At 50.5% G+C, this 26311-nt stretch carries 23 protein-coding genes and 1 tRNA gene; 13 read left to right on the forward strand and 11 right to left on the reverse strand.

The features are described from left to right. Nucleotides 1–2 precede the first annotated feature (2 nt). From PsAD26_RS06035 to PsAD26_RS06055, 5 genes are all read left to right on the forward strand, one after another. A complete protein-coding gene (locus tag PsAD26_RS06035; RefSeq protein ID WP_063309684.1) occupies nucleotides 3–1004 on the forward strand; it encodes an ABC transporter permease subunit in 1002 nt (333 codons plus the stop codon). Further along, nucleotides 1004–1825 (forward strand): ABC transporter permease, encoded by an 822-nt coding sequence (locus PsAD26_RS06040; protein WP_063295259.1) that lies wholly within the window; start codon nucleotides 1004–1006, stop codon nucleotides 1823–1825. Before PsAD26_RS06035 ends, PsAD26_RS06040 begins: the two co-directional genes overlap by 1 nt. Before the next feature lie 301 nt (nucleotides 1826–2126). Then, nucleotides 2127–2822: a CoA transferase subunit A gene (locus PsAD26_RS06045; protein ID WP_063309685.1), complete on the forward strand. Its 696-nt coding sequence runs from the start codon at nucleotides 2127–2129 to the stop codon at nucleotides 2820–2822. A gap of 15 nt (nucleotides 2823–2837) precedes the next feature. Continuing rightward, complete coding sequence (locus tag PsAD26_RS06050) at nucleotides 2838–3467, forward strand: CoA transferase subunit B (protein WP_063295261.1); 630 nt, start codon at nucleotides 2838–2840, stop codon at nucleotides 3465–3467. 219 nt (nucleotides 3468–3686) lie between these two features. Then, a complete protein-coding gene (locus tag PsAD26_RS06055) occupies nucleotides 3687–4313 on the forward strand; it encodes a LysE family translocator (protein WP_063309719.1) in 627 nt (208 codons plus the stop codon). A 79-nt stretch (nucleotides 4314–4392) separates the two neighbouring features. Here the strand turns inward: PsAD26_RS06055 and PsAD26_RS06060 are convergent, their stop codons facing one another. From PsAD26_RS06060 to PsAD26_RS06075, 4 genes are all read right to left on the reverse strand, one after another. Then, nucleotides 4393–6132: an iron ABC transporter permease gene (locus PsAD26_RS06060; protein WP_208985535.1), complete on the reverse strand. Its 1740-nt coding sequence runs from the start codon at nucleotides 6130–6132 to the stop codon at nucleotides 4393–4395. A 33-nt stretch (nucleotides 6133–6165) separates the two neighbouring features. Further along, nucleotides 6166–7152, reverse strand: coding sequence for a Fe(3+) ABC transporter substrate-binding protein (locus PsAD26_RS06065; protein ID WP_244278175.1), 987 nt, complete (start codon nucleotides 7150–7152; stop codon nucleotides 6166–6168). Nucleotides 7153–7511: 359 nt separating this feature from the next. Next, nucleotides 7512–8480, reverse strand: coding sequence for a threonine dehydratase (locus PsAD26_RS06070; protein WP_063309688.1), 969 nt, complete (start codon nucleotides 8478–8480; stop codon nucleotides 7512–7514). Nucleotides 8481–8519: 39 nt separating this feature from the next. Beyond that, nucleotides 8520–11753, reverse strand: coding sequence for an ATP-binding protein (locus tag PsAD26_RS06075; RefSeq protein WP_063309689.1), 3234 nt, complete (start codon nucleotides 11751–11753; stop codon nucleotides 8520–8522). Between the two features lie 564 nt (nucleotides 11754–12317). Between PsAD26_RS06075 and PsAD26_RS06080 the strand changes: the two genes are divergently transcribed. The 3 genes from PsAD26_RS06080 (at nucleotide 12318) to PsAD26_RS06090 (ending at nucleotide 13817) form a co-directional block, all read left to right on the forward strand. Beyond that, nucleotides 12318–12704, forward strand: a complete 387-nt coding sequence (locus PsAD26_RS06080) for a phasin family protein (RefSeq protein WP_063309690.1) — start codon at nucleotides 12318–12320, stop codon at nucleotides 12702–12704. Nucleotides 12705–13005: 301 nt separating this feature from the next. Further along, on the forward strand, nucleotides 13006–13509 hold the full coding sequence (locus PsAD26_RS06085; RefSeq protein WP_063309691.1) for a phasin: 504 nt from the start codon (nucleotides 13006–13008) through the stop codon (nucleotides 13507–13509). Nucleotides 13510–13740: 231 nt separating this feature from the next. After that, nucleotides 13741–13817, forward strand: a tRNA-His gene (locus tag PsAD26_RS06090). An 82-nt stretch (nucleotides 13818–13899) separates the two neighbouring features. Here the strand turns inward: PsAD26_RS06090 and PsAD26_RS06095 are convergent. Beyond that, the gene (locus PsAD26_RS06095; protein ID WP_063309692.1) at nucleotides 13900–15720 is read right to left on the reverse strand and encodes a carboxylesterase family protein; all 1821 of its coding nucleotides are present in this window, start codon (nucleotides 15718–15720) and stop codon (nucleotides 13900–13902) included. A gap of 339 nt (nucleotides 15721–16059) precedes the next feature. Here PsAD26_RS06095 and PsAD26_RS06100 point away from each other — a divergent pair, with 339 nt between their 5' ends. After that, entirely contained in the window at nucleotides 16060–16722 is a 663-nt protein-coding gene (locus PsAD26_RS06100) for an OmpA family protein (RefSeq protein ID WP_063309693.1), read from the forward strand. A gap of 90 nt (nucleotides 16723–16812) precedes the next feature. After that, a complete protein-coding gene (locus PsAD26_RS06105; protein ID WP_063309694.1) occupies nucleotides 16813–17571 on the forward strand; it encodes a class I SAM-dependent methyltransferase in 759 nt (252 codons plus the stop codon). Between the two features lie 11 nt (nucleotides 17572–17582). On the opposite strand, the gene PsAD26_RS06110 is transcribed toward PsAD26_RS06105, so the two are convergent. Both PsAD26_RS06110 and PsAD26_RS06115 read right to left on the reverse strand, forming a co-directional pair. Beyond that, a complete protein-coding gene (locus tag PsAD26_RS06110) occupies nucleotides 17583–18902 on the reverse strand; it encodes an MFS transporter (protein ID WP_063309695.1) in 1320 nt (439 codons plus the stop codon). A 46-nt stretch (nucleotides 18903–18948) separates the two neighbouring features. Further along, on the reverse strand, nucleotides 18949–19227 hold the full coding sequence (locus tag PsAD26_RS06115; protein WP_063286897.1) for a metal-sensing transcriptional repressor: 279 nt from the start codon (nucleotides 19225–19227) through the stop codon (nucleotides 18949–18951). Nucleotides 19228–19453: 226 nt separating this feature from the next. Here PsAD26_RS06115 and PsAD26_RS06120 point away from each other — a divergent pair, with 226 nt between their 5' ends. After that, a complete protein-coding gene (locus PsAD26_RS06120; RefSeq protein ID WP_063309696.1) occupies nucleotides 19454–20416 on the forward strand; it encodes a nucleoside hydrolase in 963 nt (320 codons plus the stop codon). Nucleotides 20417–20421: 5 nt separating this feature from the next. On the opposite strand, the gene PsAD26_RS06125 is transcribed toward PsAD26_RS06120, so the two are convergent. Next, a complete protein-coding gene (locus PsAD26_RS06125) occupies nucleotides 20422–21018 on the reverse strand; it encodes a LysE family transporter (RefSeq protein WP_063309697.1) in 597 nt (198 codons plus the stop codon). A gap of 91 nt (nucleotides 21019–21109) precedes the next feature. On the opposite strand from PsAD26_RS06125, the gene PsAD26_RS06130 reads away from it, so the two are divergent. Then, complete coding sequence (locus PsAD26_RS06130) at nucleotides 21110–22522, forward strand: PLP-dependent aminotransferase family protein (protein WP_063309698.1); 1413 nt, start codon at nucleotides 21110–21112, stop codon at nucleotides 22520–22522. A gap of 72 nt (nucleotides 22523–22594) precedes the next feature. Here PsAD26_RS06130 and PsAD26_RS06135 read toward each other — a convergent pair whose 3' ends face one another. Next, the gene (locus PsAD26_RS06135; protein ID WP_244272490.1) at nucleotides 22595–23548 is read right to left on the reverse strand and encodes a BMP family ABC transporter substrate-binding protein; all 954 of its coding nucleotides are present in this window, start codon (nucleotides 23546–23548) and stop codon (nucleotides 22595–22597) included. Between the two features lie 420 nt (nucleotides 23549–23968). Between PsAD26_RS06135 and PsAD26_RS06140 the strand changes: the two genes are divergently transcribed. After that, nucleotides 23969–24814 carry a lytic murein transglycosylase gene (locus PsAD26_RS06140; protein WP_342210633.1) on the forward strand — a complete coding sequence of 282 codons (846 nt, stop codon included), beginning with the start codon at nucleotides 23969–23971 and terminating at the stop codon, nucleotides 24812–24814. Between the two features lie 73 nt (nucleotides 24815–24887). On the opposite strand, the gene PsAD26_RS06145 is transcribed toward PsAD26_RS06140, so the two are convergent. Both PsAD26_RS06145 and PsAD26_RS06150 read right to left on the reverse strand, forming a co-directional pair. Further along, nucleotides 24888–25739, reverse strand: coding sequence for a RhoGAP domain-containing protein (locus tag PsAD26_RS06145; protein ID WP_063309700.1), 852 nt, complete (start codon nucleotides 25737–25739; stop codon nucleotides 24888–24890). Beyond that, nucleotides 25736–26209: a type III secretion system chaperone gene (locus PsAD26_RS06150; RefSeq protein WP_063309720.1), complete on the reverse strand. Its 474-nt coding sequence runs from the start codon at nucleotides 26207–26209 to the stop codon at nucleotides 25736–25738. Before PsAD26_RS06150 ends, PsAD26_RS06145 begins: the two co-directional genes overlap by 4 nt. Nucleotides 26210–26311: the final 102 nt, after the last annotated feature.

Below are 26311 nucleotides of genomic sequence, written 5' to 3' on the forward strand. Positions count from 1 at the left end.
AAATGACTGACCCCAACCTTTCATCAACGGACCTCTTGAGATCAGAAACGATCCCTCCACCGCGTCATGAACTTCAGGATCCAGAAAACTCACCGACCAATCCAACCGGAAAATGGGGCCGCTTCGCACTCATCTGCGTGCCATACGTTTGGCTACTGCTCTTCTTCCTTGTTCCGTTTGTGATTGTTGCCAAGATCTCGCTGTCTGAAGCTGCCGTTTCAATTCCGCCTTACTTACCGGTAATCGATTGGGGCAGAGGCCTGCTTGGCCTTTGGGAGGCTGCGCAGCGCTGGTCGTTGGATAATTACATCTGGCTAACAGAGGATGACCTCTACTGGCGTGCCTATGTCTCCAGCCTGCAAATAGCTTTTATATCCACATTGCTGACTTTGCTCGTTGGCTTCCCTCTTGCTTACGGCATGGCAAGGGCACCAAGGAGCTGGCAGCCAACGTTGGTTATGATGGTCATCCTGCCGTTTTGGACCAGCTTTCTGATCCGGGTCTATGCGTGGATCGGCATTTTGAAAACCGATGGCTTGCTCAATCAGGCACTAATCGCGATCGGTATCATCAGTGAGCCTCTGGTCATCCTCAACACCAGCATCGCTGTCTACATTGGCATTATCTATTCTTACCTGCCTTTCATGGTCCTCCCGCTCTATTCGTCCTTGGAGAAACTAGATACGACACTCATAGAAGCTGCTGAAGATCTTGGCTGTCCGCCTTGGAAGACATTTTGGCGGGTAACAGTCCCTCTTGCTATGCCGGGCGTGATTGCAGGGTGTTTCCTAGTCTTCATTCCAGCCGTAGGAGAGTTCGTTATTCCTGACTTGTTGGGAGGCTCATCAACACTGATGATCGGGAAAACTCTATGGGTCGAGTTCTTCTCCAACAGGGACTGGCCAGTTGCGTCTGCGGTGGCAATTGTTCTTCTGGTATTACTTGTGATCCCAATCTTGCTGTTTCAGCGGCATGAGACCCGACGCAACGAAGGGGACATGTAATGCCGTCGAAACCGAGCTGGTTTAATCTCACATCATTGGTTTTGGGGTTCAGCTTCCTTTATTTGCCCATCGTCATTCTGATTGTTTTTTCATTCAATGAATCTCGATTAGTCACGGTTTGGGCCGGTTTCTCCACCAAGTGGTATGCAGCTCTGCTACAGAACGAACAGCTGTTGGAAGCTGCATGGGTTACATTCCGCATTGGTCTCACATCTGCAACGCTAGCGACGGTTCTTGGTACGTTAGCTGCGCTGGTCTTAGCCCGGCAAGGACGCTTCTTCGGACGCACCTTGTTCTCGGGGATGATCTACGCACCACTCGTGATGCCAGAAGTCATCCTCGGGTTGTCATTGCTGCTGCTTTTCGTGGCTATTGATCAGAATCGCGGTTTCTGGACAATCATGATTGCGCACACGACATTCTCCATGTGCTACGTGGCGATCGTCGTGCAATCCCGCCTTTCTGGATTTGACCGTTCCTTGGAGGAGGCTGCAATGGATTTGGGCTGTCCTCCTGTCAGAACATTCTTCCGCATCACTCTGCCCCAAATCCTGCCAGGAGTGCTCGCAGGTTGGATGCTGGCATTCACATTGTCACTGGATGACTTGGTGATTGCGAGCTTCAACTCCGGCCCCGGATCAACCACTTTGCCTATGAAGATTTATTCTCAGGTAAGATTAGGCGTAACTCCTGAGATCAATGCTATTTGCACGATACTGGTCGTCATCGTGACGATTGGCGTCATCTTGGCCTCTCTCCTCACTAAAAGGCAGAGGTTCAAGCGCATGGAAGAAGAGCGACTCGCAGCAGCCCATCTTTAAGAATTTTCATGGGTCTGAGTGTTAATTTTATAAAATTGTGCACTGCAAACACTCATTCCTCCCAGCTTTGTGGTTTTCACCTCAATAAATAGTCGCTCTCTGTACAAAGAGCACTTGGCGAGGACATAAAACACGGCTATCAACATTGCTGTCGCTATACCTATTTTCCCTAGGAGGGAACGGCAGGATGCTGATCCGGATGGAGGGTCAGGTCCCATTGCCAGCATGAAAAGGCGGTATTGCTTGCGTTCTGGAGAATGAGAAGCGTGAGTTTTACCAACTCATGTATTGGGAGTTTATAATGAATAAAGTTTATCCAAGTGCTGCCGCTGCTCTGGAAGGACTTACCTTTGATGGCATGACCGTCATGGCAGGTGGGTTTGGTCTCTGTGGCATTCCTGAAAACCTGATTATTGCGCTGCGAGATTCTGGTGCGAAAGACCTAACCGCCATCTCCAACAACGCTGGCGTTGATGACTTCGGACTGGGCCTGCTGTTGCAGACACGCCAGATCAAGAAGATGGTGTCGTCTTACGTGGGTGAGAATGCAACCTTTGAACGTCAGTATCTGGACGGCGATCTTGAGCTAGAGTTTAACCCTCAGGGCACTCTTGCTGAACGCATCCGTGCTGGTGGTGCAGGTATCCCAGGCTTCTACACCAAAACCGGTGTTGGCACCCTGATTGCTGAAGGCAAAGAGCACAAAGACTTCAACGGTGAAACCTACATCATGGAAACGGGTCTGATTTCAGACGTGTCTCTCGTGAAAGCATGGAAAGCCGATAAAGAAGGCAATCTGATCTTCCGTAAGACAGCACGCAACTTCAACCCAATGATGGCAACCGCTGGTAAAACCACTGTTGTTGAAGTTGAAGAACTCGTGGAGATCGGTGAGTTGGATGCAGATCATATCCATACTCCAGGTATCTTTGTTGACCGCATCGTTGTTGGCTCGTTCGAAAAGCGCATCGAGCAGCGCACCACACGCGAAGCTTAAGGGAGGGCAGTAATCATGGCTTGGAATCGTGACGAAATGGCCGCCCGTGCGGCAAAAGAACTGCAAGATGGTTTCTACGTAAATCTCGGCATCGGCATCCCGACACTGGTTGCAAACTACATTCCTGATGGAATGAATGTAGCGCTGCAGTCAGAAAATGGCATGCTTGGCATGGGTCCGTTCCCAACTGAAGGCGAAGTAGATGCAGACCTGATCAATGCAGGTAAGCAGACCATCACTGAACTGGACCGTACCAGCTACTTCTCTTCATCTGACAGCTTTGCGATGATCCGTGGCGGTCATATCGACCTGTCCATCCTCGGTGCGATGGAAGTCTCCGAAGACGGAGATCTCGCAAACTGGATGATCCCTGGCAAAATGGTCAAGGGCATGGGCGGTGCAATGGACCTTGTTGCAGGCGTTAAGCGCGTTGTGGTCATTATGGATCACACCAACAAACGGGGCGACAAAAAGCTCCTCCATAAATGCGCTCTACCGCTCACAGGCGTAAAATGCGTCGATCGCATCATCACCAACCTCGGCGTCTTCGACATCGTCGACGGTGGCCTGAAAGTCGTCGAAATGGCAGAGGGTGTAACGTTAGATGAGATCAAAGAAAAAACTGAAGCTAATTTGGTAGACTAACAACTATTCAGCGTGTGTAATTAAAAGCCCAACCTTTTTGGTTGGGCTTTTTGCTTTTAGGAGAAAGTAACAGAGCCATTTCAAAGAAAAAGCTCTTCCATCCAGATCTTAAGATTGAAATTGAGGCGAAATTAACGCTCATATAAAGCCAAGAAACTTGCCCTGATTAGGAAGTTGGGGCATTGTGCGCTTCAGTTTTCTGAATGGATGGAGCACTGTGTGATCCCGATAGACGTATTGGCTGGTTTCTTCACTGTCACTGTTTTGCTGGCATTGGCACCTGGCCCTGATAATATTTTTGTGCTGACGCAGTCTGCAGTGTGTGGTCGTATGGCAGGTATTGCGGTGACGCTTGGTCTTTGCACTGGCTTGATTTTTCACACTACGGCTGTGGCGCTCGGCGTTTCTGCGATCTTTCAGGCATCTGAGCTGGCGTTTACCTTCGTCAAAATACTTGGTGTTGGGTATCTGCTCTACCTCGCATGGGGAGCCTTTAGAGCGAAGCCTGAGCCGGTACAGCAGAATAAAGTCGATCATTCCGCCTTGATCCCTTTGTACCGTCGTGGCGTGATCATGAACATCACCAATCCAAAGGTCGCGATCTTCTTCCTTTCGTTCTTTCCGCAGTTTGTTGATCCTGCTTATGGTCCTGTTATGCCGCAGTTCTTGCAGTTGGGTGCAGTATTTATGCTTTCGGCAATTCTGGTCTTTGGCTCAGTCGCCTTCGCAGCCGGTGCCATTGGCGATCGTTTGAGCAAGTCTGTAACTGCTCAGAAAGTCATGAACCGGATTGCATCTGTTGTCTTTGTCGGAATGGCGCTGAAACTGGCAGCCGCTACCAGATAACAACGAATACAGACGCATCAGATATAAAAGAGCCGCTGAACATCTTCAGCGGCTTTTTTTATCGCAAGTTCTTCTGTTCTTATTCAGCCGGCACCATTGACGTGTCCTTGGAAAAGCGCTTGTTGCCCCGTTTTTCGCGGAACGTATCAGCGCTTGTCTTCGCGAGCATAATCACCGGAATGATCCCCACCAGCACAATGCAAAGGGCTGGCAAAGCTGCGTCTTCAAACGCTTCTCGAGAAGCTGCATTGTAAACCGTTGTTGCGAGCGTCTCAAAATTAAACGGTCGCAGGAGCAATGTTGCAGGCAGTTCTTTCATGCATTCAACGAAGGAAAGCAGTGTCGCAGAGAGAATAACCGGTTTCATCAATGGCATATGAACGCGGCCTAGCGTGCCCCAGGCGGTCTGACCCAGGCTCCGAGAAGCCATATCATAGTGCGGGGTGATCTTGCCAAAGCCGCCATCTATCTGTCCGTATGACATAGCCAGAAAGCGGACGACATAAGCGTAGATGAGCGCTGTGCCTGATCCAATAAGAAGCAGCCCAGTACCAAAGCCAAACAGTGCCTCAAAGCCCTCTGAGATCATATTGTCTAGCGCAGCAACGGGGAACAGAATACCAACGGCCAGAATAGTTCCAGGAACAGCGTAGCCAATTGAAGCCACCCGGCCCAGTGTCGTAGTCACTCTACTTGGGAACAGGCGGCGGCGATAGGCAAGGGTCAGGCTGATGCCGATAGATACAGCAGCGGCCACTGCAGCCAGCCAAAGTGTGTTGCCAGCGGCTGCCCAGAGAGCCGGTTCAAATAGATCTTCTAACCGGCGGCTTGCACGGCTGAGCAGAAGCAGAGAAGGAAAGACAAAGCCCAGAATGATAGGCAGGGCGCAAACAGCCACAGCAATCCAGCCACGCCAGCCTCTCAGCTCGTAGCTTGGCAAAGCGCGATAGGTACCCGTTGTCTGGTGAAAACGCTGCTTTCGGCGACCATAATACTCGAGGAACATCAGAGCGAGCACAAACACCAGCATGATTGTTGCGATTTGAGCCGCACCCGTCAGATTAGAGCGATTGAGCCATGTGTCGTAAACAGAGAATGTGAGCGTCTGTACGCCAAAGAAGGAGACGGCACCAATGTCGTTCAGGCACTCCATCAGGGCGAGCGTCACACCAACTACAATAGCAGGACGAGCCAGCGGCAACGCGACCTTCCAGAACAAGCGAAATGGACCAGCACCGAGGGTGCGGGACACATCCAATGCACAAGCTGACTGAATAAGGAATGAGGCGCGTGCACTCAGATACACATAAGGGTAAAGCACAAAACCCATAACAAACATGGCACCGCCAAGAGAGCGGATCTCAGGGAACCAGTAGTCACGAGAGGTCTTGAATCCGAAGATATCGCGTATCAGACCTTGCACCGGACCAGTGTAATCCAGCAGTTCAACATATGAAAATGCGATAATGTAGGTCGGGACTGCGAACGGCAACAACAGCGCCAGATCAAACCAGCGTCGCCCGGGAAAACGGCACATGGTAACTAACCATGCAGTGCTGACCCCGACGACAAACACGATCACACCCACACCAACCATTAGCTGGAATGTGGTGGCAATTGAGCGTGGCAGAATTGTTGAAACAAGGTGCGGCCACAGATTGCCCGAAGAGCCCATAGCCATAATAACAATTGCAAGAACCGGCATCACAACGAGGCCGGTCAGAAAGTAGGTCCCAAACGCAAGAAGCCGCTCCCCTCGAGAAGAGGGGGCGGCGGTTCTGTATTGTGGCGATCCACTATGTCCGTGTCTGGATGTCATGGAATGGCTTCAACTCAATTTACTTGTTGGAACTTAGCTGGATGGACCGTTATCAAAACCAACGATATCAACCAGCTCACTAGCTTTTGCGCGTTGAGCGGCAATCTCATTGAGAGAAACTTCATCAGCTTTGAAGGAACCCCAGGAGGCAACCAGTTCAGATGGTGCGATGCCTGACTCTACTGGATACTCGAAGTTCTGTGCAGCATAGATAGCCTGCGCTTCATCGGAAGCAAGGAATTCCATCAGCTTTACAGCGTTGTCTTTGTTCGGAGCATTTTTCGCCAGAACCATGCCGGAGATGTTCACGTGAGTGCCACGACCTTCGGTGTTCGGGAAGAGAATGCGAACTGACGCTGCCCAATCCTTCTGTTCAGGATCTTTCTCGTTGGTCTGCATTTTGCCCATGTAATAGGTGTTGCCCAATGAGATGTCGCATTCGCCAGCGAAGATGGACTTAACCTGCGCACGGTCATTGCCGGTTGGCTTACGTGCCAGGTTGTCACGAACAGCTTCCAGCCACTTCTGTGTCTCAGCTTCACCCTTGTGAGCAATCATGGAAGCAATCAGACCGATGGAATAAACGTGTTGACCAGAGCGGGTGCAAAGGCGGCCTTTCCATTTTGGATCAGCCAGCTCTTCATAGGTGATGCTGTCTTGGGCAACACGGTCTTTGGAAGCATAGATGACACGAGCGCGCGTTGTCAGGCCAAACCAGTGGCCTTCAGAGTCACGCAAGTTTGCCGGGATGTTGCCGTTGATTGCATCGCTAACGACTGGCTGAGTAACACCGAGGTCTTTTGCACCCTGTAGGCGGCCAATGTCTACGGAAAGAAGAACGTCAGCTGGAGAGTTCTTACCCTCAGCCTTCATACGTTCGCCAAGACCTTTCTTAGCGAAAACAACGTTTGCTTTGACGCCAGTCTCAGCAGTGAATGCATCGAGAAGTGGTTTGATCAATTCTGGCTGGCGGTAAGAATAGATATTCACTTCGCCTTCTGCCTGTGCTGATGCGACCATACCGGTTGTACCAATTGCAAAACCAGCTGCTGTTAGCCCAATTCCCTTAAACAACGACTTCATCGGAACATCTCCTGAGTGATCTTGTATGCGCCTGCAAACGCTTGTCATTTGCCGTTATATCGGAAACTTGACTTTCTCTGTCAACTAATAAACTGCGTGAAAACAATGAGATAGAACTATTCTAAACTGTAAAATTCAGCTTTTAAGGCGCTATCCATCTGCAATTGCGAATGATTTTCAATTGCGGCTTATGTCAACCTCACGGGAAAGTTTACTGAAAAACTCAGAGTTGTTGAAAACAAACGGGTCTGGAGGGAGTGCAGTACCTGCATTCATATGCAGAAACGATTCCAATTTTAAGGAGTTGGAGTGTCTCCTTGCAGCACTCGTGCCATCCAGATGCGGTTCATGTTTTGCCCGCAGAGGATGAAAGAAGCCTTTTTGTCTTGCAGATTGGCACGTTCTTTTGAAAGACCTGCCAGGCCAGCTGCTGCAGCACCTTCGCACGCATTGTGTGTTGTGCGATAGAGCAGGCGGATTGCTTCTGCAATCTCATCCTCGCTGACACGAATAATGCGCTCAGCGCCTGATCTGATTAAGGCAAAAGCTTCCCGGGCAGGCCCCCGCACACAAATCCCTTCAGCAAAGGTATTGGCTGAAGACGTGAGTGTATATTCACCAGCTTCAATAGAGTGTGCGCACCCATCCGCCTTTTCCGCAACCACGCCGATGATCTTCGTCTTCAGGCCAAAGAGGTCACGCACAGAAATTAGTCCGCATATGCCAGTGCCTAAACCAACAGGCACATAGATGGCATCCAGATCCTTAATCGTACGGAAGATCTCAAGCGCGTAAGTCGCGGCTCCAAGAACAAGATCATAATCAAAGCCGGGGGAGAGCACCTGCTTAGAATCCTCGGCCATCTGGCAGGCGAATGTATGGGCTTCTTCAAAGTCTTTGCCGTGCTCTATCAAAAATGCACCGTAGCTTTGGATGGCGGATGTCGTTTCTTTGGAAGTGCCTTGAGGAACAACAATTGCTGCTCGTTGGTGCAACATCTTTGCTGCCCACGCCATACCCAGTCCAAAGTTACCGCGAGTGGCTGCAACAAAGCTCGTGGAGCTGACATGCCGTTGTGATTGGCGTAGGAGATAAAGCAAGGCGCACCGGGCCTTGAACGATCCGGTGGGCGCATGGTTCTCGTGCTTGATGAAGACCTCACAGCCCAGGGCGTCATTCAGCAAGGGCCAGCTATAAAGCGCTGTCGGGGCCATATGGCGCCGCAGTTCCTGCGACGCATCTTCCAAAGCAGCCAGTGTGAGCATGCAAATCTCCTGCGATGGTCAGGCCACCACAGGAGCGCGTTATTCGGCGAGAACTCGCTGAGGTGGGAAAGTGACTTCTGCTAGCGTACCCTCATCCTCTTCAGAATTTATTGAAAACGAAGCACGGTTCGCTTCCACAAGAGCTTTGGTTAATGGAAGACCAAGACCAGACCCTTCTGTTGAAGAAGAGGCATTAAGGCGGCGGAACGGTTGAAGCGCAGCTTCAAGATCAGCCTTCGACATACCGTGGCCAGTATCTCGCACGCGCAAGTGCACTTCACCATTCGGATCAAGCACAAGCGAGATGATCACCTGACCACCGGACCGGTTGAATTTGATGGCATTGGACAACAGATTCAGCGTGATCTGGCGCAGCGTTTTCGGATCCGCCACAATCTTTGGAACAGACAGAGGCGTACTGGCGCGAATAATTACGCGCTGGTCATTCGCCTGAGGTTGCAACAGTGCTACGCATTCATTGATGATGTCGGCTGCAGAAACGGCCTCAAATGCTAGATCCATTTTGCCAGCTTCAATCTTGGCCAAGTCAAGCAAGTCATTAATCAGCGTCAGCATATGGGAGCAAGAGCGATGGATATCGCGGGCGTACTCTTTGTAACGCACATTCCCAAGCTCACCAAAACGCTCTTCCTGCATCACTTCTGAGAACCCGATCACCGCATTCAGTGGTGTACGGATTTCATGGCTGATTTTAGTCAGGTATTCGGACTTATGCGTGTTGGCTTTCTCTGCTTTGTAACGAGCACTCACCAACTCTTCTTCAGCTCGTTTGAACTGGGTGATGTCGCGAAGAACCGCACAGAAAAGCTGTTCGTTAGCATGACTGACACGTCCCATGCTCAGGAAGGTTGGGAATATATCGCCATCCAGCGTTTGGCAAATGACCTCGCGACCATCATTGAGCACGCTGGAAACGCCATTGGCGACCAGTCCATCCAGATAATCCAGCGCTGCAATGTGACTCTCATCCGCAAGGAATGTCGTAAATGGAGCGCCAAGGAGATCATCTTCTCCGGCATTAAACAGAGCTTCTGCAGAGTGATTTGCACTGCGGATGGTTCCGTGTTGATCCATCACAAGCACACCGTCTGTCGCAGTAGCAAGAACGGATTCCAGCTCTTCAATGCGTGTGTGCAGATGTTTGATTTGAGTTTCAGAGCCTGCTGTAGTCTGAACGTGTGCCGAAGCTACGGGTGCATCTGCTTCGCCCTGTACCTTCTCCACCACAGAGATCATCAGCGCTTGCGCACCATTCCAGGGCACTGCGTGCATGCGGGCATCAACAGAAAGTACACCACCTTCTGCAAGCCTCACATGGACCACACGGTCAACAGTCTGAGGGCTTGGAGTAGGGCACTCTTCTGGTTCTGCGAAGATCGCCTCAAGGCCTCCTGCTTCGTTCAACCCCTCAAAGCGCTCGTAACCAAGCAGCTCAAGTAGAGTATCATTTGCATAAACAACATCGCGGTCGCGAACAACGGCGACCCCAATTGGCAGACGATCCAAAAGACGAGGGTCGATTGGCGCTACAATCGGCTTATCAGGAATACGTCCTGTCTTTTCGCGAGCGCGCTCTGCGGCTTCTTCAATATCTGGCGGAACCCGTGGTAGAACCACATGGGTTACGTTGTCCTGCTTTGGCTCAGCTTCAACCTCAACGGTCTCATCGCGTGCAGTTGGCTCAGCTGGCAGCGGAATAATGTTGTCAGCTTTAGCCGCGGTCGCAGGCTTTGGCTCCTCGTGGAACTCAGTCTCTACCACATCAGTTTCAGCTAACGCGAGAGCTGCTGTCTCTTCGGGTGTAGCAGAGACCGTTTTTGCGGTTTCAACTTGTGCCGGAAGAGCAGTTTGCTCATCTTTCTTCTCAGCACCTAATGCTCGCGCAATTTTGTCGAAGGCATCTCGCTCAGGTTTGGAAAGTCCAGCATTCTCTCTTGGAACAGGATGTTTATCTACCAGCCGAACAATGCTGTTGGTCAACTCCGCAAGGCTGCGTGGACCAGTTCTGACTTTCTTTTGCGGTGCGTCCGGCAAGTTTGCAATAGCACGCTCAAAATCATCTTTACTGGTAGGCTCCGGAATTGGCGGAGCTGCGCTCACCTGTTCTGCCGCCTCTGGAGGGGTATCCTCAATCTCAGTAAGATCCTCTTCAAAAGCCTGTAAATCAGAATCTGCAGGCACTTGCACAGCAGCTTCCGGAGCAGACGTGATCTGATCAACTATTTCTGGCTCAGAAATATCCTCTGGCTGCGCTTCGACCTCAACGGGAGCGACAATCTCAAGAGGATCTGCTGGATCGTGAAGGACATCTGCATCCGTCAGCTGAAGAAGGCCCTCATTCTCTTCAACAACAATTGCTTCTTCTTCATGAAGAAAGTGCAGCCCATTCTCATCTGGCTGTGAGTCTGATGCGGGTAGGTCTGGTTCTGGAGTGTGATTGATTTCAGCTTCAGCGTCTGCTTCAGGATCAAGAGTAGCCGCAACTACCACCTCTTCAACCGGATCAGCCTCAGGAGAGGTTTCCGGCTCAAGGGGTTCGGCACTCTCAACGACTGCCTGCTCTTCTTCCTCGCTGAAATCAACGATCAACTCTGGAATCTCAGGTTCATTCTGTAGGAAACCCGGAGCTGTAATGCCATCAACTAGTGGTGCCTCAACAATTTCTGATACCTGATGTGTCTCAGTATCGGAAAGGGCTTCGATTGGTGCGACGTCTCCCTGCACAAATCGTTCAGGCTGATCATGCTCAAGCGTCAGCCCTACATCAGGCTCGCTGACAGGAGTATCTGTCTTTGCCGGTTCAGAGATAGATTCAGTGTTGTCGCTTTCCTCTCGCAAGGCAGCACGCAACTTGGTCAGGACCGCAAGCGGATCGACTGGTTCATCAGATTTTTTTGCATCAACGCTGCGGATAACCCCAAATCCGCGCAAGCCGTCATACTCACCTGACTTCGTTTCCACTGGTTGAGCGGATAAATCGAGAGGAACAACCTTGTTTGAATTGCAGGCAGGCCAAAGCAGTGTCACGCCGCTGACAGCGCGTTGCTTTTTGATTGCCTTTGAAATCGCCGGGACCTTACCAATCCGCAGTTTCTTGCGGACAGCATCGAACGGGAGGCCGATCAGAGTGGCATCCTGTGGGCCTAAAAGCTCGGCGAACTCCTTCGAGAAGCTACGAAAGCAGCCGTTTCGGTCCAGCTCCCAAGTGAAGCGGATCGGCCGTTGTCGGCGTTTGAAGACAAAGTCAGCCACGAGCTCGGTCCCTACTCTGAAGGTTTCCCAAGAAGGGGTTGGTTGAGAAACGCAATCTACTCTCTTTCACAGGCACCAAGACGCAAAATTGGCGGTGCAATCAAATGATATCCGGTTTGAAACGGGCATGTAAGCGACTTCAGCAGTTTTGCTGTAAGCTTACTAAAGAAACCTGCCTCAATTTATCAGGGGTACATTTTCCCAATTATAGCCCCACCCTACTTTATCTGTAAGCTTTGAAAAACCAGAGCCTGCCATTTATGGCAACACACCCACCGGCATTTTCAAAAGCTAAATCCTGATAAAGGCTTAGACTTTAACAATTGAGCGTCGAAGTTCGCATCTGTCAATTCCAATAGATACGAGCCGCTCAATTATTCACCCCACAGTTCTTGTATACTTAAAGTACCGTAAACTGCAGTGCTCGTCTAAGCTCCTATTTTCTTTCCCTATGGTTAAGTATAGCATTGCCACACCAGAGTAAACGAGTTGCAAATAGGGGAGGGAATAGGCCCTTTCCAAAATGCGAATGAAACCTTAATCAACAAGGGTGGAGGCTTGAGCATGGTAGATACAAAAGTTCCTTTTGAAGTTTCAGATCAAATGCGTGAATTTGCTGATCGAAGCATTGATCAAGCACGCAAGGCTTTTGATAATTTCATGGATGCAACCGAAAATGCGGTGAGCAGCATGGAAGATGCATCAAGCACCATGCATGTGGATTCTTCAGACATGCACCGCCAGGCCCTTTCATTCGCCGAGCAAAATGTGAATTCCGCTTTTGAATTAGCGCAGCGCATGTTTCAGGCGCGCGACATGGAAGAGCTCGTAGGCTTGCAGCAAGAGTACTTGCACAAGCAGATGGAGCAAAGTGGAGCCCAAATACGCGAGATGGGCGAGAAGGCCTCCCGCGCAGTTAAAGATGCAGCGAAGAAAGCAGGAGACTTCTGAGGAAGTCTGGTCTTGAGGGGTTGATTCCAGCTCGAACCAACAGTCGAATGAGGTGTATCAGCACCTCGTTCGAGGTGCGCGATTGAAACCCTTCGCTGCAAAGTCGCGATTTGCACCACCAGAATAAAAAAGTTTTCTTCTTCGTTTCAGCAGCTTAAGTACGATCGATATTGTTGCGATGCAAAATAATGTTGCAATGCACAAAATAACTCCTATATTAATCTCAAGTTGACCTTAGGGGAGACAGTTCTCTCCCTCTTGATCCTTTATGTTTCTCCCAAGACGATAAGGAGCAATCCAAATGACTACTGCGAAAATTGATACTGCTAAATCCGAGAAGAAAACTGAACAGGCTGCTCCAAAAGCCGCCAAGTCTATAGAGAATGAGGTGTTTGCAATGAACAAGATGGAAGTGCCTGCATTTATCCAGGAAATGACCGAAAAGAGCGTTGATCAGGCGCGTGAAGGTTATGCCAAAGTGAAGTCTGCTTCTGAAGAAGCATCTGCTATGCTTGAAGAAACCATGGAAGTGACACGTGACAGCTTCATGGAAATCAATCTGAAAGCTGTCGATGCAGCGAAAGACAATTCCGAAGCTGCATTCTCTCACATTCGCGACATGTTCGGTGTGAAGAGCTTGTCTGAAGCAATCGAGCTTCAGTCTTCTTACAGCCGTAAACAGTATGATGCGATGAGCCAGCAGGTGAAAGAGATGCAGGAAACTGCAACGAAACTTGCGACCACGATGTCTCAGCCTGCAAAAGAAGCTTTCGACAAATCTATGAAAGATATGAAGCTGGCATAATTCCAGCTAAATTTTTTCAAGAACATACATATCCTCCCGATTGGATTGCACAACAATTTGCAACTCATACGGGAGGATTTTGTGTTTAAGCCTCTGAAAAACAGAGTGAAACCACCTAGTCACAGTGTGTAACTGGCGATTTTTTATCAGTGTTGTGGACTTTTTTCATTTTGATGTTTCAAGGGACTTGCCAACCTCAAAAATTCTACCTATGTTCCGCGCCACTGGCAAGCAGACGTAGCTCAGTTGGTTAGAGCGTCGGATTGTGGCTCCGAAGGTCGGTGGTTCGAATCCACTCGTCTGTACCATCTCTTCTTAAGGCTCCTTAGTGAGATAGTTGAGATCATCTGCTTCGCCAGTTCTTTTCCCTAGTTCCTTGAAAAGACTGGATTATTGCTCGGGTATTTGCTTGGGAATAAGAATGGCATTTGCATTCCTTTCAATCACTTCCCCAAGCCAGAACGCGCAGTCGGATTGCTCGAAGAGATCCTCATAGTTTGTCTCGAGGTTCGCACCCTGCAAGACATTGAAGTTCGATGGGTTCCCGATCTTCGGCCAGCTCCACAGTTTCCAATCTTTGGACGGACCCTCTGTGGGTGTCTTTGCAAATTGCGCCCAAAGCGCGTTCATCTTCACAGCAAGATCTTTGTCTTCTTGTGTCGCGTCCGGCGGCATAGTGTTGAACACGAACGGCAATTCTGAAGCATGGCAGGCGTTGTCCCACTGGTTGTGTGGGCCGCAAACATTATTCACCTTCGGGTTAGTGGGCGGTTTCTCCATATTCTCGACGGATGTCTGCGCGAAGAAATAGAGCCACGTGTTATCGCTCGGCTTTTCCCGTTCGATATTGGCAGACATGGTAGGGCAGGTGAGCACTGAGTTCCCAATCAGGTTGGAAAGGGCTGTGGCCGGTGTTTTTGGGCGCAAACCATATGCAGCAGGGGTTTGTGCGCCATACCCAGTGCGGCCCACAATCAACATTGGGTTTTCGTAATCCCGACCCAAAATCCCGTTGAAAGTTACTGCGTTTAGCTTCCCGGTCGCGTCAATAAAGTTCGCGAATAGAACGCCTTCGTTTTTGTTAAAGCCCAACATCAGCGGCTTTTCATTGCCCTTCTCCATCTGCACATTGGGCTGTTCTTTAAGGAAACTGCCATCGATGATGGGGGAAAAGGCTATGCTGCCAGGCAGAGCGCTCAGGAATACTCCTTTTTTGAAGAGCGTATCCTGAAGCAAAGCCTGAGCCAGAAGAATTTGTCGCGTATTCGCTTTTTCCAAATCATCAAGGTGTGCAGTTAACGCACATTCATCCGAATCTGGATTGCGAATGACAGCTCGCAGACATTTTAGGTAGAAGTAGAAGAGATCACGCCCTTCCTCTTTATTGCGATACTTATAGGCGGCAGCGCTGCTTTGCATGATGCCAGCGCGGAACAGATCCTGAGAGCTATCAGCGCTGAACATATGCAGGCCAACAGCCATCGCGCCGGAACTCACACCAAAGATCGTGACTTGCTCAGGATCTCCGCCAAATGATGAAATGTGCTTTTGCACCCACTTCAATGCAGTCTGCTGATCCTGCAAACCGTAATTGCCACCGTTGGAGGGCTCTTGTCCGGTGATCCCGTGTGTCGCCAATGTACCAAGAATACCAAGGCGGAAGTTGATGGTCACAAGCACAATGTTCTGATCAGCAGCAAACGATTTACCGGAATAAAGCTCAATGATCTCTTTATCAGCAGCGTGATAGGCCTTGTCTGCACCCCCAGCCATAAAACCACCTCCATGGAAAAATACCATGACAGGCAGTTTGCTGAGGTTCTTGATAGCGTCCGCCGGTGCCCAGATATTCATATAGAGGCAGTCTTCTTCACCACGCAGCTGATCTTTGGGATTCCAAATCGGTTGCGGGCAACGAGCGCCGTACTGCAATGCCTCGTAGCCGTTGGGCTCATACTCATCAAACACACTGGAAGGCTGCCATCGGGTCGCTTGCCCATACTGCACGCCCTTGAACACGCTAAGAAGCTGGCTTCCGGCATCATCAGCTTTTCCGCAAAGGATCTTCTTATTACTAAGAGTGATGCAGGGCTGCTCAGGCGGTGCTGGCTGGTCAGGGGCAAAAAGCAGTTGGTCATCTGCATTTGGGCTTTGAGCAAATGACCACGTCATGCTGAGAATGCTGAATGCAAGGACAAGCACCGTTTTCATGGAACCCCACCTTCTTATTTGTTTTTGGGCTTCCTCCAGTGTTCATCTTTTAGGAAAAAACGGCGTTAAACAGCATGCTTTAAATTGCCTTGCCGAAATTGTGGCAAATTTTAGAGTGTCAAAAGGCTTTGTTTAATTCAGTGATGATTTGTGTGACTGCCATCACAAACCAAAGAAGATGGCTGTTTTCAGCGACAAATCCGGTGGAATTCAAGGACACACTCCTATTGGGCACTTGTATTAGGCGCTCAGTGGCTTTTGATAGGGTTAATGTTCGATAGGGGGACAGATTCATTGTGATTCATCTGTCCCTCAAAAATTACGATGTGAGAATTTTAAATGAAAAAACTGATGCACGCCGCGTTTGCTATTGTTCTCGGCCTTTCCGTTGCAGCATGTACGACAACCAATCCATACACGGGTGAGTCCCGCGTTTCCAAAACTGCAGGCGGTGCAGGCCTTGGTGCAGCCACTGGCGCAATCATCGGGGCAATCGCTGGCGGTAAAAGTGCTCGTGTTGAAGGTGCACTCGTTGGTGCAGCTGCTGGTGGTCTGATCGGCGGCGGTATCGGTAACTATATGGACCGCCAGGAAGCTCAGCTTCGTCAGCAGCTTCAGTCCTCTGGTGTTTCCGTAACCCGTAACGGCAACCAGATCGTGCTGAACATGCCAAACGATGTGACCTTCGCTGTTGGTCAGGCATCTCTGTCTTCCCGCGCAATGCAGGTCCTCAACAGTGTTGCTCTGGTGGCGAAAGAGTTCCAGCAGACACGTCTGAACGTTTACGGCCACACCGACAACACCGGTTCCGCTCAGTTCAATTTGCAGCTGTCTCAGCGCCGTGCAGACTCCGTCAGCAACTACCTGTTTAACCAGGGTGTAAATGGTGCACGTATCTCCGCTGCAGGTTACGGCCTGACCAGCCCGATCGCTTCCAACGCAACAGAAGCTGGCCGCGCGCAGAACCGCCGCGTAGAGATCATCCTGTCTCCTCTGAACTAATCCTTCAGACTGCGAAAGTTTTAGAACGCGGTCCCTTACTGGGGCCGCGTTTTTTGTTAGTCTGCCTCCGGCAATAGGGGAGGCTTGCACATGACACAGGACAATCTGGCTGCATCACATTTCCAGAATGCCGGGGAGAGTTACGCGAAGTATCGTCCAACCTATCCTGACGAGCTTGTTGCGTTTTTGGCCTCACAATGCCAGCAGCACAATCTCGCTTTGGATGTTGGCTGCGGGAATGGTCAGTTCAGTAGCATGATCGCCCAGCACTTCAGGCAGGTGCTTGCCACAGATGTCAGTGCCTCTCAAATCGAAAACGCAGCACCTGTTCCAAACATTCGCTTTGCAGTGGAACCAGCAGAGCATTGCTCAGCTGAAGACACGAGCCTCAATCTGATTGTTGCTGCACAGGCTGCGCATTGGTTTGATCTGGTAAGCTTTTATGAGGAAGTCAGGCGTGTTGCTGCACCAGGGTGTGTGCTCGCACTCGTCAGCTATGGTGTTCTCTCCATCAATGATGCCGAATGCAACGCCCGCTTTCACCAGCTCTATTACGATGAAATCGGTCCTTTTTGGCCACCAGAGCGCCGGCACGTTGACAATGGATACGCCAGTTTTGATTTCCCGTTTCAGGAACTGGAGTATCCGGAGATGTCTATTGAGCGGGATTGGACGCTGGAGCAATTCATCGGTTACGTGCGCACGTGGTCCTCTGTCAAAGCAGCTGCAAAAGCTGGCAAGCAAAGCCTGATGGAAAGCTTTGCAGAGGAGCTGACCAGCCTCTGGGGAGATCCGCAGCAACTCCGCAAGATCAGTTGGCCCATCGCAATGCGGTTGGGCCGTCTCTGAATAACAGCGCTTTACAGGCTGCTTGGCCATCGCGTGTGCAGGTCGTCTATCTTAAACTCGTGCACGTGACTCTTGCCTACTTTGTCGACGCCCTTTGACCAATGTGGATCGTTGTCTGGCAGGTCCTCGTGGGAATGCCGCAACTTCTTTGCGTCCTTACTCGGCCACAACAGCATTGCAGCGAAAACACTGATCCAAGCCAATACCGCCATAAAGAGAAAGCTGACTGGAATCCCCAAACGAGCGCCAACCCAACCCGCCATCGGATAACCAATCAACCAGCACACATGACTGAGCGCGAACTGGCTTGCAAACACTGATGGAAGATCACTGCCAGTGGCAGAGCGGCGTAGAACCCGACCCGAGGGAGTTTGTGCAGCTGAATAACCAAGGCCCATCAGGAACCAGAGCGGCAACAACTGTGTAAAGCTGCTCAATAAAAAACCGAAGCTGAGGCAAACGGCCATGACACTGGCGCCCAAGATCATAACGCTTCTGTCTTTAAAACGCTCCAGAACTTTAGGAAGGCTGAGCGCTGTAATCATGGAGCCTGCACCAAAACAAGCAAGAGCAATGGCAACGTCATCAGCTTGCAGGCCAAACGTGCCTTGTACAATCACCACCGTATTTACAATCACCATGGATCCACCAGCCGCGACAGCCAGATAAACAGCCAACATTCCGCGCAAGCGAGGGGTGCTGAGGTAAATGCGGGTGCCTTGCGTCATGCGTTTGATTGTGCGCTGGTTTTCGACCGGTTTGAGCTTTGGCAAAGTCACCGAAACGACGAGAGCTGCAGAGGCGAGGAAACCGATCACAGTGCCACCAAACAGACCATGAAAATTGATCACCAGCAGCAAGCCAGCCGCAATCGTCGGGCTGAGAAGGTTTTCAAGATCATAAGCAAGGCGGCTTAAGGACAGGGCGTTGGTATAGTCTTTCTCTTCCGGCAGCACATCAGGAATAACGGCTTGAAATGCGGGCGTGAAGGCAGCAGAAGCGGACTGCAGCACAAAGATAAGCAGATAGATCTGCCAGATCTCAGTCACAAACGGCAGGGCAAGAGCAACTGCTGCACGGATGAGGTCCAGCCCCACCAGCACAGCACGTCGCGGCAACCGTTCAACAAACGCGGCTGCAATCGGGGCCAATCCAACGTAGGCAATCATCTTGATCGCAAAGGCAGTTCCAAGCACCGAACCAGCGTCTTCTCCGGCGATATTAAACGCCAGCAGACTTAGGGCGACAGTGGCAAGGCCAGTACCAAACAAGGCAATGACTTGAGCAAGAAACAGGTGGCGATAGGTTCGGTTCGCGAGTACGGACAGCACGCGGAAACTCCTTTGGCTTCTTGTTTTCTTGAGTTGACTATATCCCCTAGAGGTAACGGGAGATTGCTTTGAACTCTTCAATCGTCTGCTCGGAATTTGCATCCGGATTGTTGACCGTATCATCAAGGCAGTGGTCCAGATGATCGTAGATCAGGGTCTTCTTTGCCTGCATGACAGCCTTCTCAACTGCATGAAGTTGCTGGGCTATTTCCACGCACGGACGACCATCTTCAATCATACCAATAATGGATTTGAGGTGCCCATCAGCGCGTTTAAGGCGATTAACAATTCCCGGATGGGACTGGTGTGTGTGCTTTTCAGTCATGTCTCGCTTTTATCCTCCCTAGGGGGATATTGCAAGGCGGCTGAATTTGGCAAATGTGCAGTTAAATCATTTGAATAACCCTTCGTGGTATCTTCCGCCCTATATGGATAACGGCAAGGTGGCCTGAAGACCTGAGGAAACGAGGGCTTGCTCACCAACGCAAAATGCTGAAACTGAGCTTGATTGACGGATACGCACTGCCAAAAAAGCGTGCCAGGAGAATGACGTGCCGGATAATTTTGTTTTTGCAGTGGACACGGATGGCGGTGTTGACGACGCCATCGCGCTCATGATGCTCATTGGCTCAGGCAAGAAGATAGATTTCATCACGACTACATTCGGCAATGTTGATCTGGAACAGGCAACAAAGAATATTCTGGACACGCTCGCCATCTGCAATGCAGATATTCCGGTCCATAAAGGCGCATCTGATCCAATTTCTGGTGAGCGTATCGATGCGGTTTATGTTCATGGACCAGATGGGTTAGGCGGAGTGGAGCGCCCCCAGCACCTCCTGAGGCCTTCAGGGGAGACAGCACACAATGCTCTCCGGGATGTTCTGCGCAAAGCTGCACTCGGTGGGCCTAAGCTTCAGATCCTGACCATCGGACCACTCACAAATCTGGCAGAAGTCCTGCGTGAGGAACCGGATCTGGTCGAAGGTGTTGATCGCATCTGGTCCATGGGTGGAACCTGTCATGGACGCGGTAACGTTACACCTGCCGCCGAGTTTAACATCCTTTGTGACCCGGAAGCGGCAAAAGCAGTGTTATCACAGGCGATCAACACAACGCTCATTCCATGGGAACCAAGCCTTCATGATGCCCTCCCGGGGGATGTTGTTGATGGTATTTTTGAGCGTTTAGGGGATACGATTCCGGCTAAGTTTGCGGAGCATATGTGCGCGTTCATGCGAGAGCGCGGCAAGACGTGGTACCATGAAGATCTTCTCATCCTGCCTGATCCATTGGCCGCTGCTGCACTACTGGACTCTGAGGTCATCGCCCGAACCATTGTTTGCGGCGTACTCGTTGAAACAGGTGGAGAGTTTGCCCGCGGTGCGACCATTCTGGATCATGAAGGTAAAACGCAGGCGCCCATTATCGGCATCATGGAGCGGGCAGATCGCCCAAAAGTGGAGCGTATATTAGAAGGAACACTGGCAGCGCTAGCCTCGCGCCACCAGTGACGCCTCTAAAGCAACAAGGACCATGCAGTTGCTGCAAGCATCGCGATAGCCATGGCTATTGTGATGCCACGCATCAAAGCGCCTTCACCAATCACCTTAAGAATTGAAACCCCAACCATTGCCCACACACTGTGAGAGATCATACCGCCGATCAAAAAACCGGCAGTCAGAATGGCCGCGTTCTCGTAAAGTCCCATTCCGTTGGCCGCAAAGAAACTGGTAAACGCCACGAGACTCATCGCCCATGTTTTAGGGCTGAGTGGGTGAATGAGCAGTCCTTCCCAGAATGTCGGAAGGCTAACTTCGCCCTTCGGCTTGATGTTCAGCTGCACAATGCGCCAGGCTAGGTATGTCATGTAGGCCATCGAGGCAAACTTGAAGGCATTGACCATCAGCCCCCCGCGCGCCATCAATTGCCCCAATCCGAAAGCTACACAGAGATTGAGCAGGAGGCTGCCCAGCTCTGCCGCAATGATCACCGGAAAGGCAGTGCGATAACCCGCGCTGGCACCAATCGCCATGAAGGTGAGGTTTCCCGGTCCCGGAGTGCCGGTCATAATGGCTACAAAAATCGCGAATGCGCTGAGCGTTGCCCAATCCATATTGTTATTCCAGTCAATTGATACAATCTACACGATGTGCTAAATTATTGTATCGATCGTATCTATCAATCTCTTTATTGTTATGAATACAATGTGGAAGCCTGACCCAAACAAGCTCTCAAGCCCAAAATACCTAAGTATTGCAACGGCTTTGGAACAAGACATTCAAACTGGCCGCCTTGTGGAAGGTGACAAGCTTCCGCCTCAGCGCGAGCTCGCCTATCAGCTTGGAGTAACGCTTGGTACAATCACGCGGGCTTATGCCGAGGCTGAGCGTAGAAAACTGGTGCGCGGAGAAACGGGCAGGGGCACATTCATTGCCAAGACGGCAAATGTGCATTCACCACTGATGCTGATGCCCAATACAGAAGGCATTCAGAGCTATGATTTAGCTCGCAACTTGGGTCTGGCACACCTCAACCCGGATCTTGGCCAAATGCTCAGGCAATTGAGCGATGATCCTCTGGTCAACTCCCTGAACGAATATGGCCCGTCTGAGGGAACGTTCTATCATCGGGAGATAGGCGCTCAGTTTCTCTCAGAGTTTTATGGTGCTCCGGCAAATGCCAGCCAGACACTGGTTACATGCGGGGCGCAACACGGCATTCAGATCGCCATGTTGGCTATGTTCAACCGAGGCGATGCCATTGCAGTAGACGAGATGATCTATCCGCCCATTCTGTCTGTTCTCCCGGCTCTGGGCCTGCAAATTGTACCCATCGAAGCTGAACGGGATGAGAACGGGCATATGGGGGCTATGTCTGCTGAGGCGCTGGAGGATGCTTGCACCAAACATGATATCCGCGGCGTCTTTCTGATACCGAACGCACAAAACCCGACAACTCATACCTTGAGTAACGCCGAGCGCCAGCGACTGGCAACTGTGATTGAAAAGCACAACCTCACCGTCATTGAGGACGATCCCTATACGCCCTTCATTTCTTGCAAGCAGAAGAGCTTCTTGGAGCTGGTGCCCGAGAACACTGTCCTGATTGGCTCCCCGTCCAAAGTCATGTCAGCCGGGTTGCGCACCGGCTACATCCATGTGCCGGGCAATGTCAAAACGGCTTTTGCCAACGCCATCGGCGAGAGCACATGGATGGCAGCCCCGCTCAATGTAGAGATCGTGTCCAGATGGATTACAGGTGGGGAACTGCAAGAAACACTGCAAAGAAAACGAGAAGTTCTCAGACAGCGCTATCAGTACATAAAAGAGGTGTTTCCGGACAACACGCTGCAAGGGGGTGAGGAGAAACTCTTCACATGGCTGCAACTCCCCCAGCAGCAAAGTGCGGAGCTGGTGGCACAAGCGGCTCTTTTGAGAGGCGTGGAAGTGCTATCACATCGCAATTTTCAGGCTATGCCGCGCACGGACATCAACGCATTGCGGGTCAGCCTGTCAACGATCGCGCATCATAAGCACTTTGAAGAAGCGATATCTCTTCTGAAAGCATCAATCGAACATCTGGAAGATATACAAGCCCCAAGGCCAATGGTGGGGTAGAGCATAAAAAAGCCCCTGCCTGTGTTCAGGCAGGGGCTAATCTCTGACCTAAGCCAGCATACTAAGCAAATCTTAGTATGGGCAAGCCATGTCGCTCATGTAGTCATGAACGGTGATTTTGCCGGAAATGATGTCTGCGCGAGCTGCTTCAACAGCTGCTTTCATTTCTTCGCTAACCAGTGGAGCGTTGTTTTCGTCCATTGCGTAGCCAACACCGTCTTCAGCAAGGCCAAGAGACTGGATGCCGGTGGTGAAATTGCCTTCTTTTGCATCCATGAATGCATTTGCAACAGCCACGTCAACGCGCTTAACCATGGAGGTCAGCACTTTGCCTGGAGCCAGATGGTTCTGGTTGGAGTCAACGCCGATGAACTTCTTGTCTTCATCAACAGCTGCCTGAAGAACACCAAGGCCGGTGCCGCCGGCAGCAGCAAAGATTACGTCTGCGCCACGTGCGAAGTGAGACTTAGCAAGCTCACCACCTTTAACCGGATCGTTCCATGCAGCTGGAGTAGTACCAGTCATGTTTGCGAAGACTTCACCGTCTTTGTTGGTGGTCAGTGCGCCCTGCTTGTAACCACAGGAGAACTTGGAGATCAGCGGAATGTCCATGCCGCCCACAAAGCCAACCTTGCCGGTCTCGGATGAGAGCATTGCCATCATACCAACAAGGTAAGAACCTTCCTGCTCTTTAAAGACAACAGAACGTACGTTTGGCAGATCTACAACAGAGTCGATGATAGCAAAGCTTACATCTGGGAATTCTTTAGCAACTTTTTCAACTGGAGCAGCCTGCGCAAAGCCCATCGCTACGATTGGGTTCATGCCACGGCGAGCGAAGTTGCGAAGAGCCTGCTCACGCTGAGAAGCGTTGGAGATCTCAAATTCGCGATACTCGATACCGGTCTCAGCCTTGAAAGCCTCAGCACCATTATAAGCAGCTTCGTTGAATGACTTGTCGAACTTGCCGCCCATGTCAAAGATAACTGCAGGCTTAAAGTCCGCTGCCATAGCAGTTGTGCTCATTGCTGCTGCCAATACTGCGGTTGCAGCGATGGTTTTGATGGATTTCATACCCATTCCTCCGTTATATCCCAATGGGAAACCTTCACGTTGCCCTGTCCCCAAGTCCGTCTTCACCACTAAATCCCAACCTGGAGACTCACCTCATTGAGGTGAACGTCTAAGTGCATAACTTCCCCTGCGTAAGTCCAGCTAAGTGTTAGCTTGTCCTTAATTATGCGCCTATAGGTTGTCCAAAACGATCAGGCATGTTGAAAACAGTTATGTGTACGGCCTTTAGTTGGACACATGCCGGTGTTAGGATCAAGGTTAAAATGCGAATAAATATATTAGGACTGCAAAAATTTTCAGTTATCCGCCAATTTGGCTACTTTTATTCGTTATAACGATCAAAATTGCTTAGTGAACATGCAGGAGTTTGGGGTGTTCGAATCATTTATTGACAAGGTTAAGTTCAAAACCAGAAAAGCTGGGCTATTACTTGGCGCTGGTCTGGTGTTGCTAGGCGTGTCTTCTGCTCAAGCCGCAACCTGTGGCGATACAGGGGCAGGCTTTGACCGCTGGTTGGCGTCCTACAAAAAAACACTCCAGTCTCAGGGCATTTCAAAGGCAACTTTGAACAGATCCTTGAATGGCATAACCTATAACCGCAAGGTGATTGGGTATGACCGGAACCAGAAATCTTTCAAACTCAGCTTTGACGAATTTTACAAGCTCCGCGTCAACAATGCGCTCATTAACAAGGGCCGCAAGTTGATGAAAAAGCACAACCGGCTTTTCACTCGCATCGAGAATGAATTTGGTGTTCCGCGTGAGATCATCACCGCCATCTGGGGTCTTGAGACTGGTTATGGTCGCGGCATAGGCAATATGAGCACCATACGCTCTCTGGCAACTTTGGCTTATGATTGCCGCCGTGCTGATTTCTTCCGCAACGAGCTCTATCATGCGCTGCTCATCGTCCAGAAGGGTGATTTGAAGCCAAGTGAAATGAAGGGCGCTTGGGCAGGCGAGTTGGGCCAGACCCAGTTCCTCGCATCCTCCTACATCAAGTTCGCGATTGACTACAGCGGCGATGGCAAACGGGATCTGCTGTACAACACCTCAGATACTTTGGCTTCCACTGCACATTTCCTCATGTCTTACGGCTGGCAGCCGGGTCAATCTTGGGGACCGGGCACACCTAACTACGAGGTGATCCGCTCTTGGAACCGTGCAGGTGTGTATGTCAAAACAATCCAGATTATGGCTGAAAAACTGAGCAAGTAATTCAGCCAGTAAGATACAAAAAAGGCCGCTGAGTTCTCTTCTCAGCGGCCTTTTTTTGTTTGAGTGCCGACTGTTAATCAGCGCGGTTAATCAGTGCAGTGAAGAACTGGGTCTTCACCTGATTGAGAGTAAGTGCTGCCATAGGATCTATGCCGTCATCTTTCGCGATGTTAGGCCCAAATACGATGCCGATGTTATTAGCATTCATCCTATTTTCCTCTTGATGACCGAGCACCATTTTGGACAGCTTTACTGCGCCTTGAATGGAGTCTGGCAGCTCATTCAATGCAGGCAGATTACTGAGTTTAGGATCGTATGCCTTCACAAAATCGAGCACTTTTTCAGACTCTGTATCAGTCAGGTTATCTCTGAGATTTTGCTTAAACACGCCAGCAAGAGTATGTTCACAAATGCCGTCAAATCCTTCAGCTTTTCTATTGGCGATAAGTCCCTCAATTTCAGTTTTCTTACCTGATTTGCGGGTCACGCCTTCGCTCAATAGTAGCTCTGGGTTCTCTTCAAAATGCTCAACGATACCCTTGTTCTGCGCTTCAGCCAGTTGCTTTTGCAGGTCTTGCCTTACAGCGAAGTCGATACCAGTTGAAATCTGCTTTGCCGTCAGGCTGTGGGCCTTGCCATCTGTGTAACCGCAAGCGGAGCAGGCATGCTTGTAAGCCTGATCGCCAAGTTCCTTGCCAAACTTATCTTGCAGGGCAGTGCGAAATGCGCCCTGATCCTGAGCTTTTGCAGTGCCTTCAGAAGAGCTCAGCTTGTGCCAGGAAACCAACTTTCCGGCGAGGCTGGAACTTGCTTCGCGTGTTTGCAGATCGCCACTGTCTGTAACAGTCAGCTTCTGGTTCAGGTTACCGCTTATTGCAGCGCTTTCGGCTGCGCTTTGAAAATGTGCAAGGCTAATATTGGTCATACTCTCATACCCAATGTTTCAAAAGAAGACTCGGCTGCAGCACTGGCGGAATGTTGCCAGTCCATTTGAAGAGGTGCCGTGCTGTTCAATCGTTCATGCCAGGCGGCAGACGTGCTAATGAACAGCTCCAGCTTCTCTTGCAGCGTGAAGGAAGATTTATCAGTAATGCTAACTACTTGAGACAGGTTGATATGGTCTGTCGCAGGGTCAAGATTGAAGCTCATGCCGTACCCGTGTGTCAGAACACAGTTCGTCTGCATGAGGGCCTGTAGCTTTTCCAGATCATTGCAAGGCTGCATACACAACACTGCATTGAACAACAGCGTCTGCGTCTCATCGCGCCACTGCACGGTCATGAAGAGCTCTTGCTCCAATCCAAGCAGAAGCGTGTTGTCTTCATCCAAAGACAGACCATCAAGGCCAATTCTTCGTCCGATCTCGTTGAAGAGTTCATCCAGTAGTTGACGCATTGCTTTCTCGACTTTTCTGAAGCAGACCAAACCGTGCTGCTTAAACATTTCCTGCTGTTAAGGTCAGACTAGTATTTCTCTGGTGGCTACTCTGTTCTTTTC

It is taken from the genome of Pseudovibrio sp. Ad26, from assembly GCF_001623285.1.
GTDB classification, from domain to species: domain Bacteria; phylum Pseudomonadota; class Alphaproteobacteria; order Rhizobiales; family Stappiaceae; genus Pseudovibrio; species Pseudovibrio ascidiaceicola.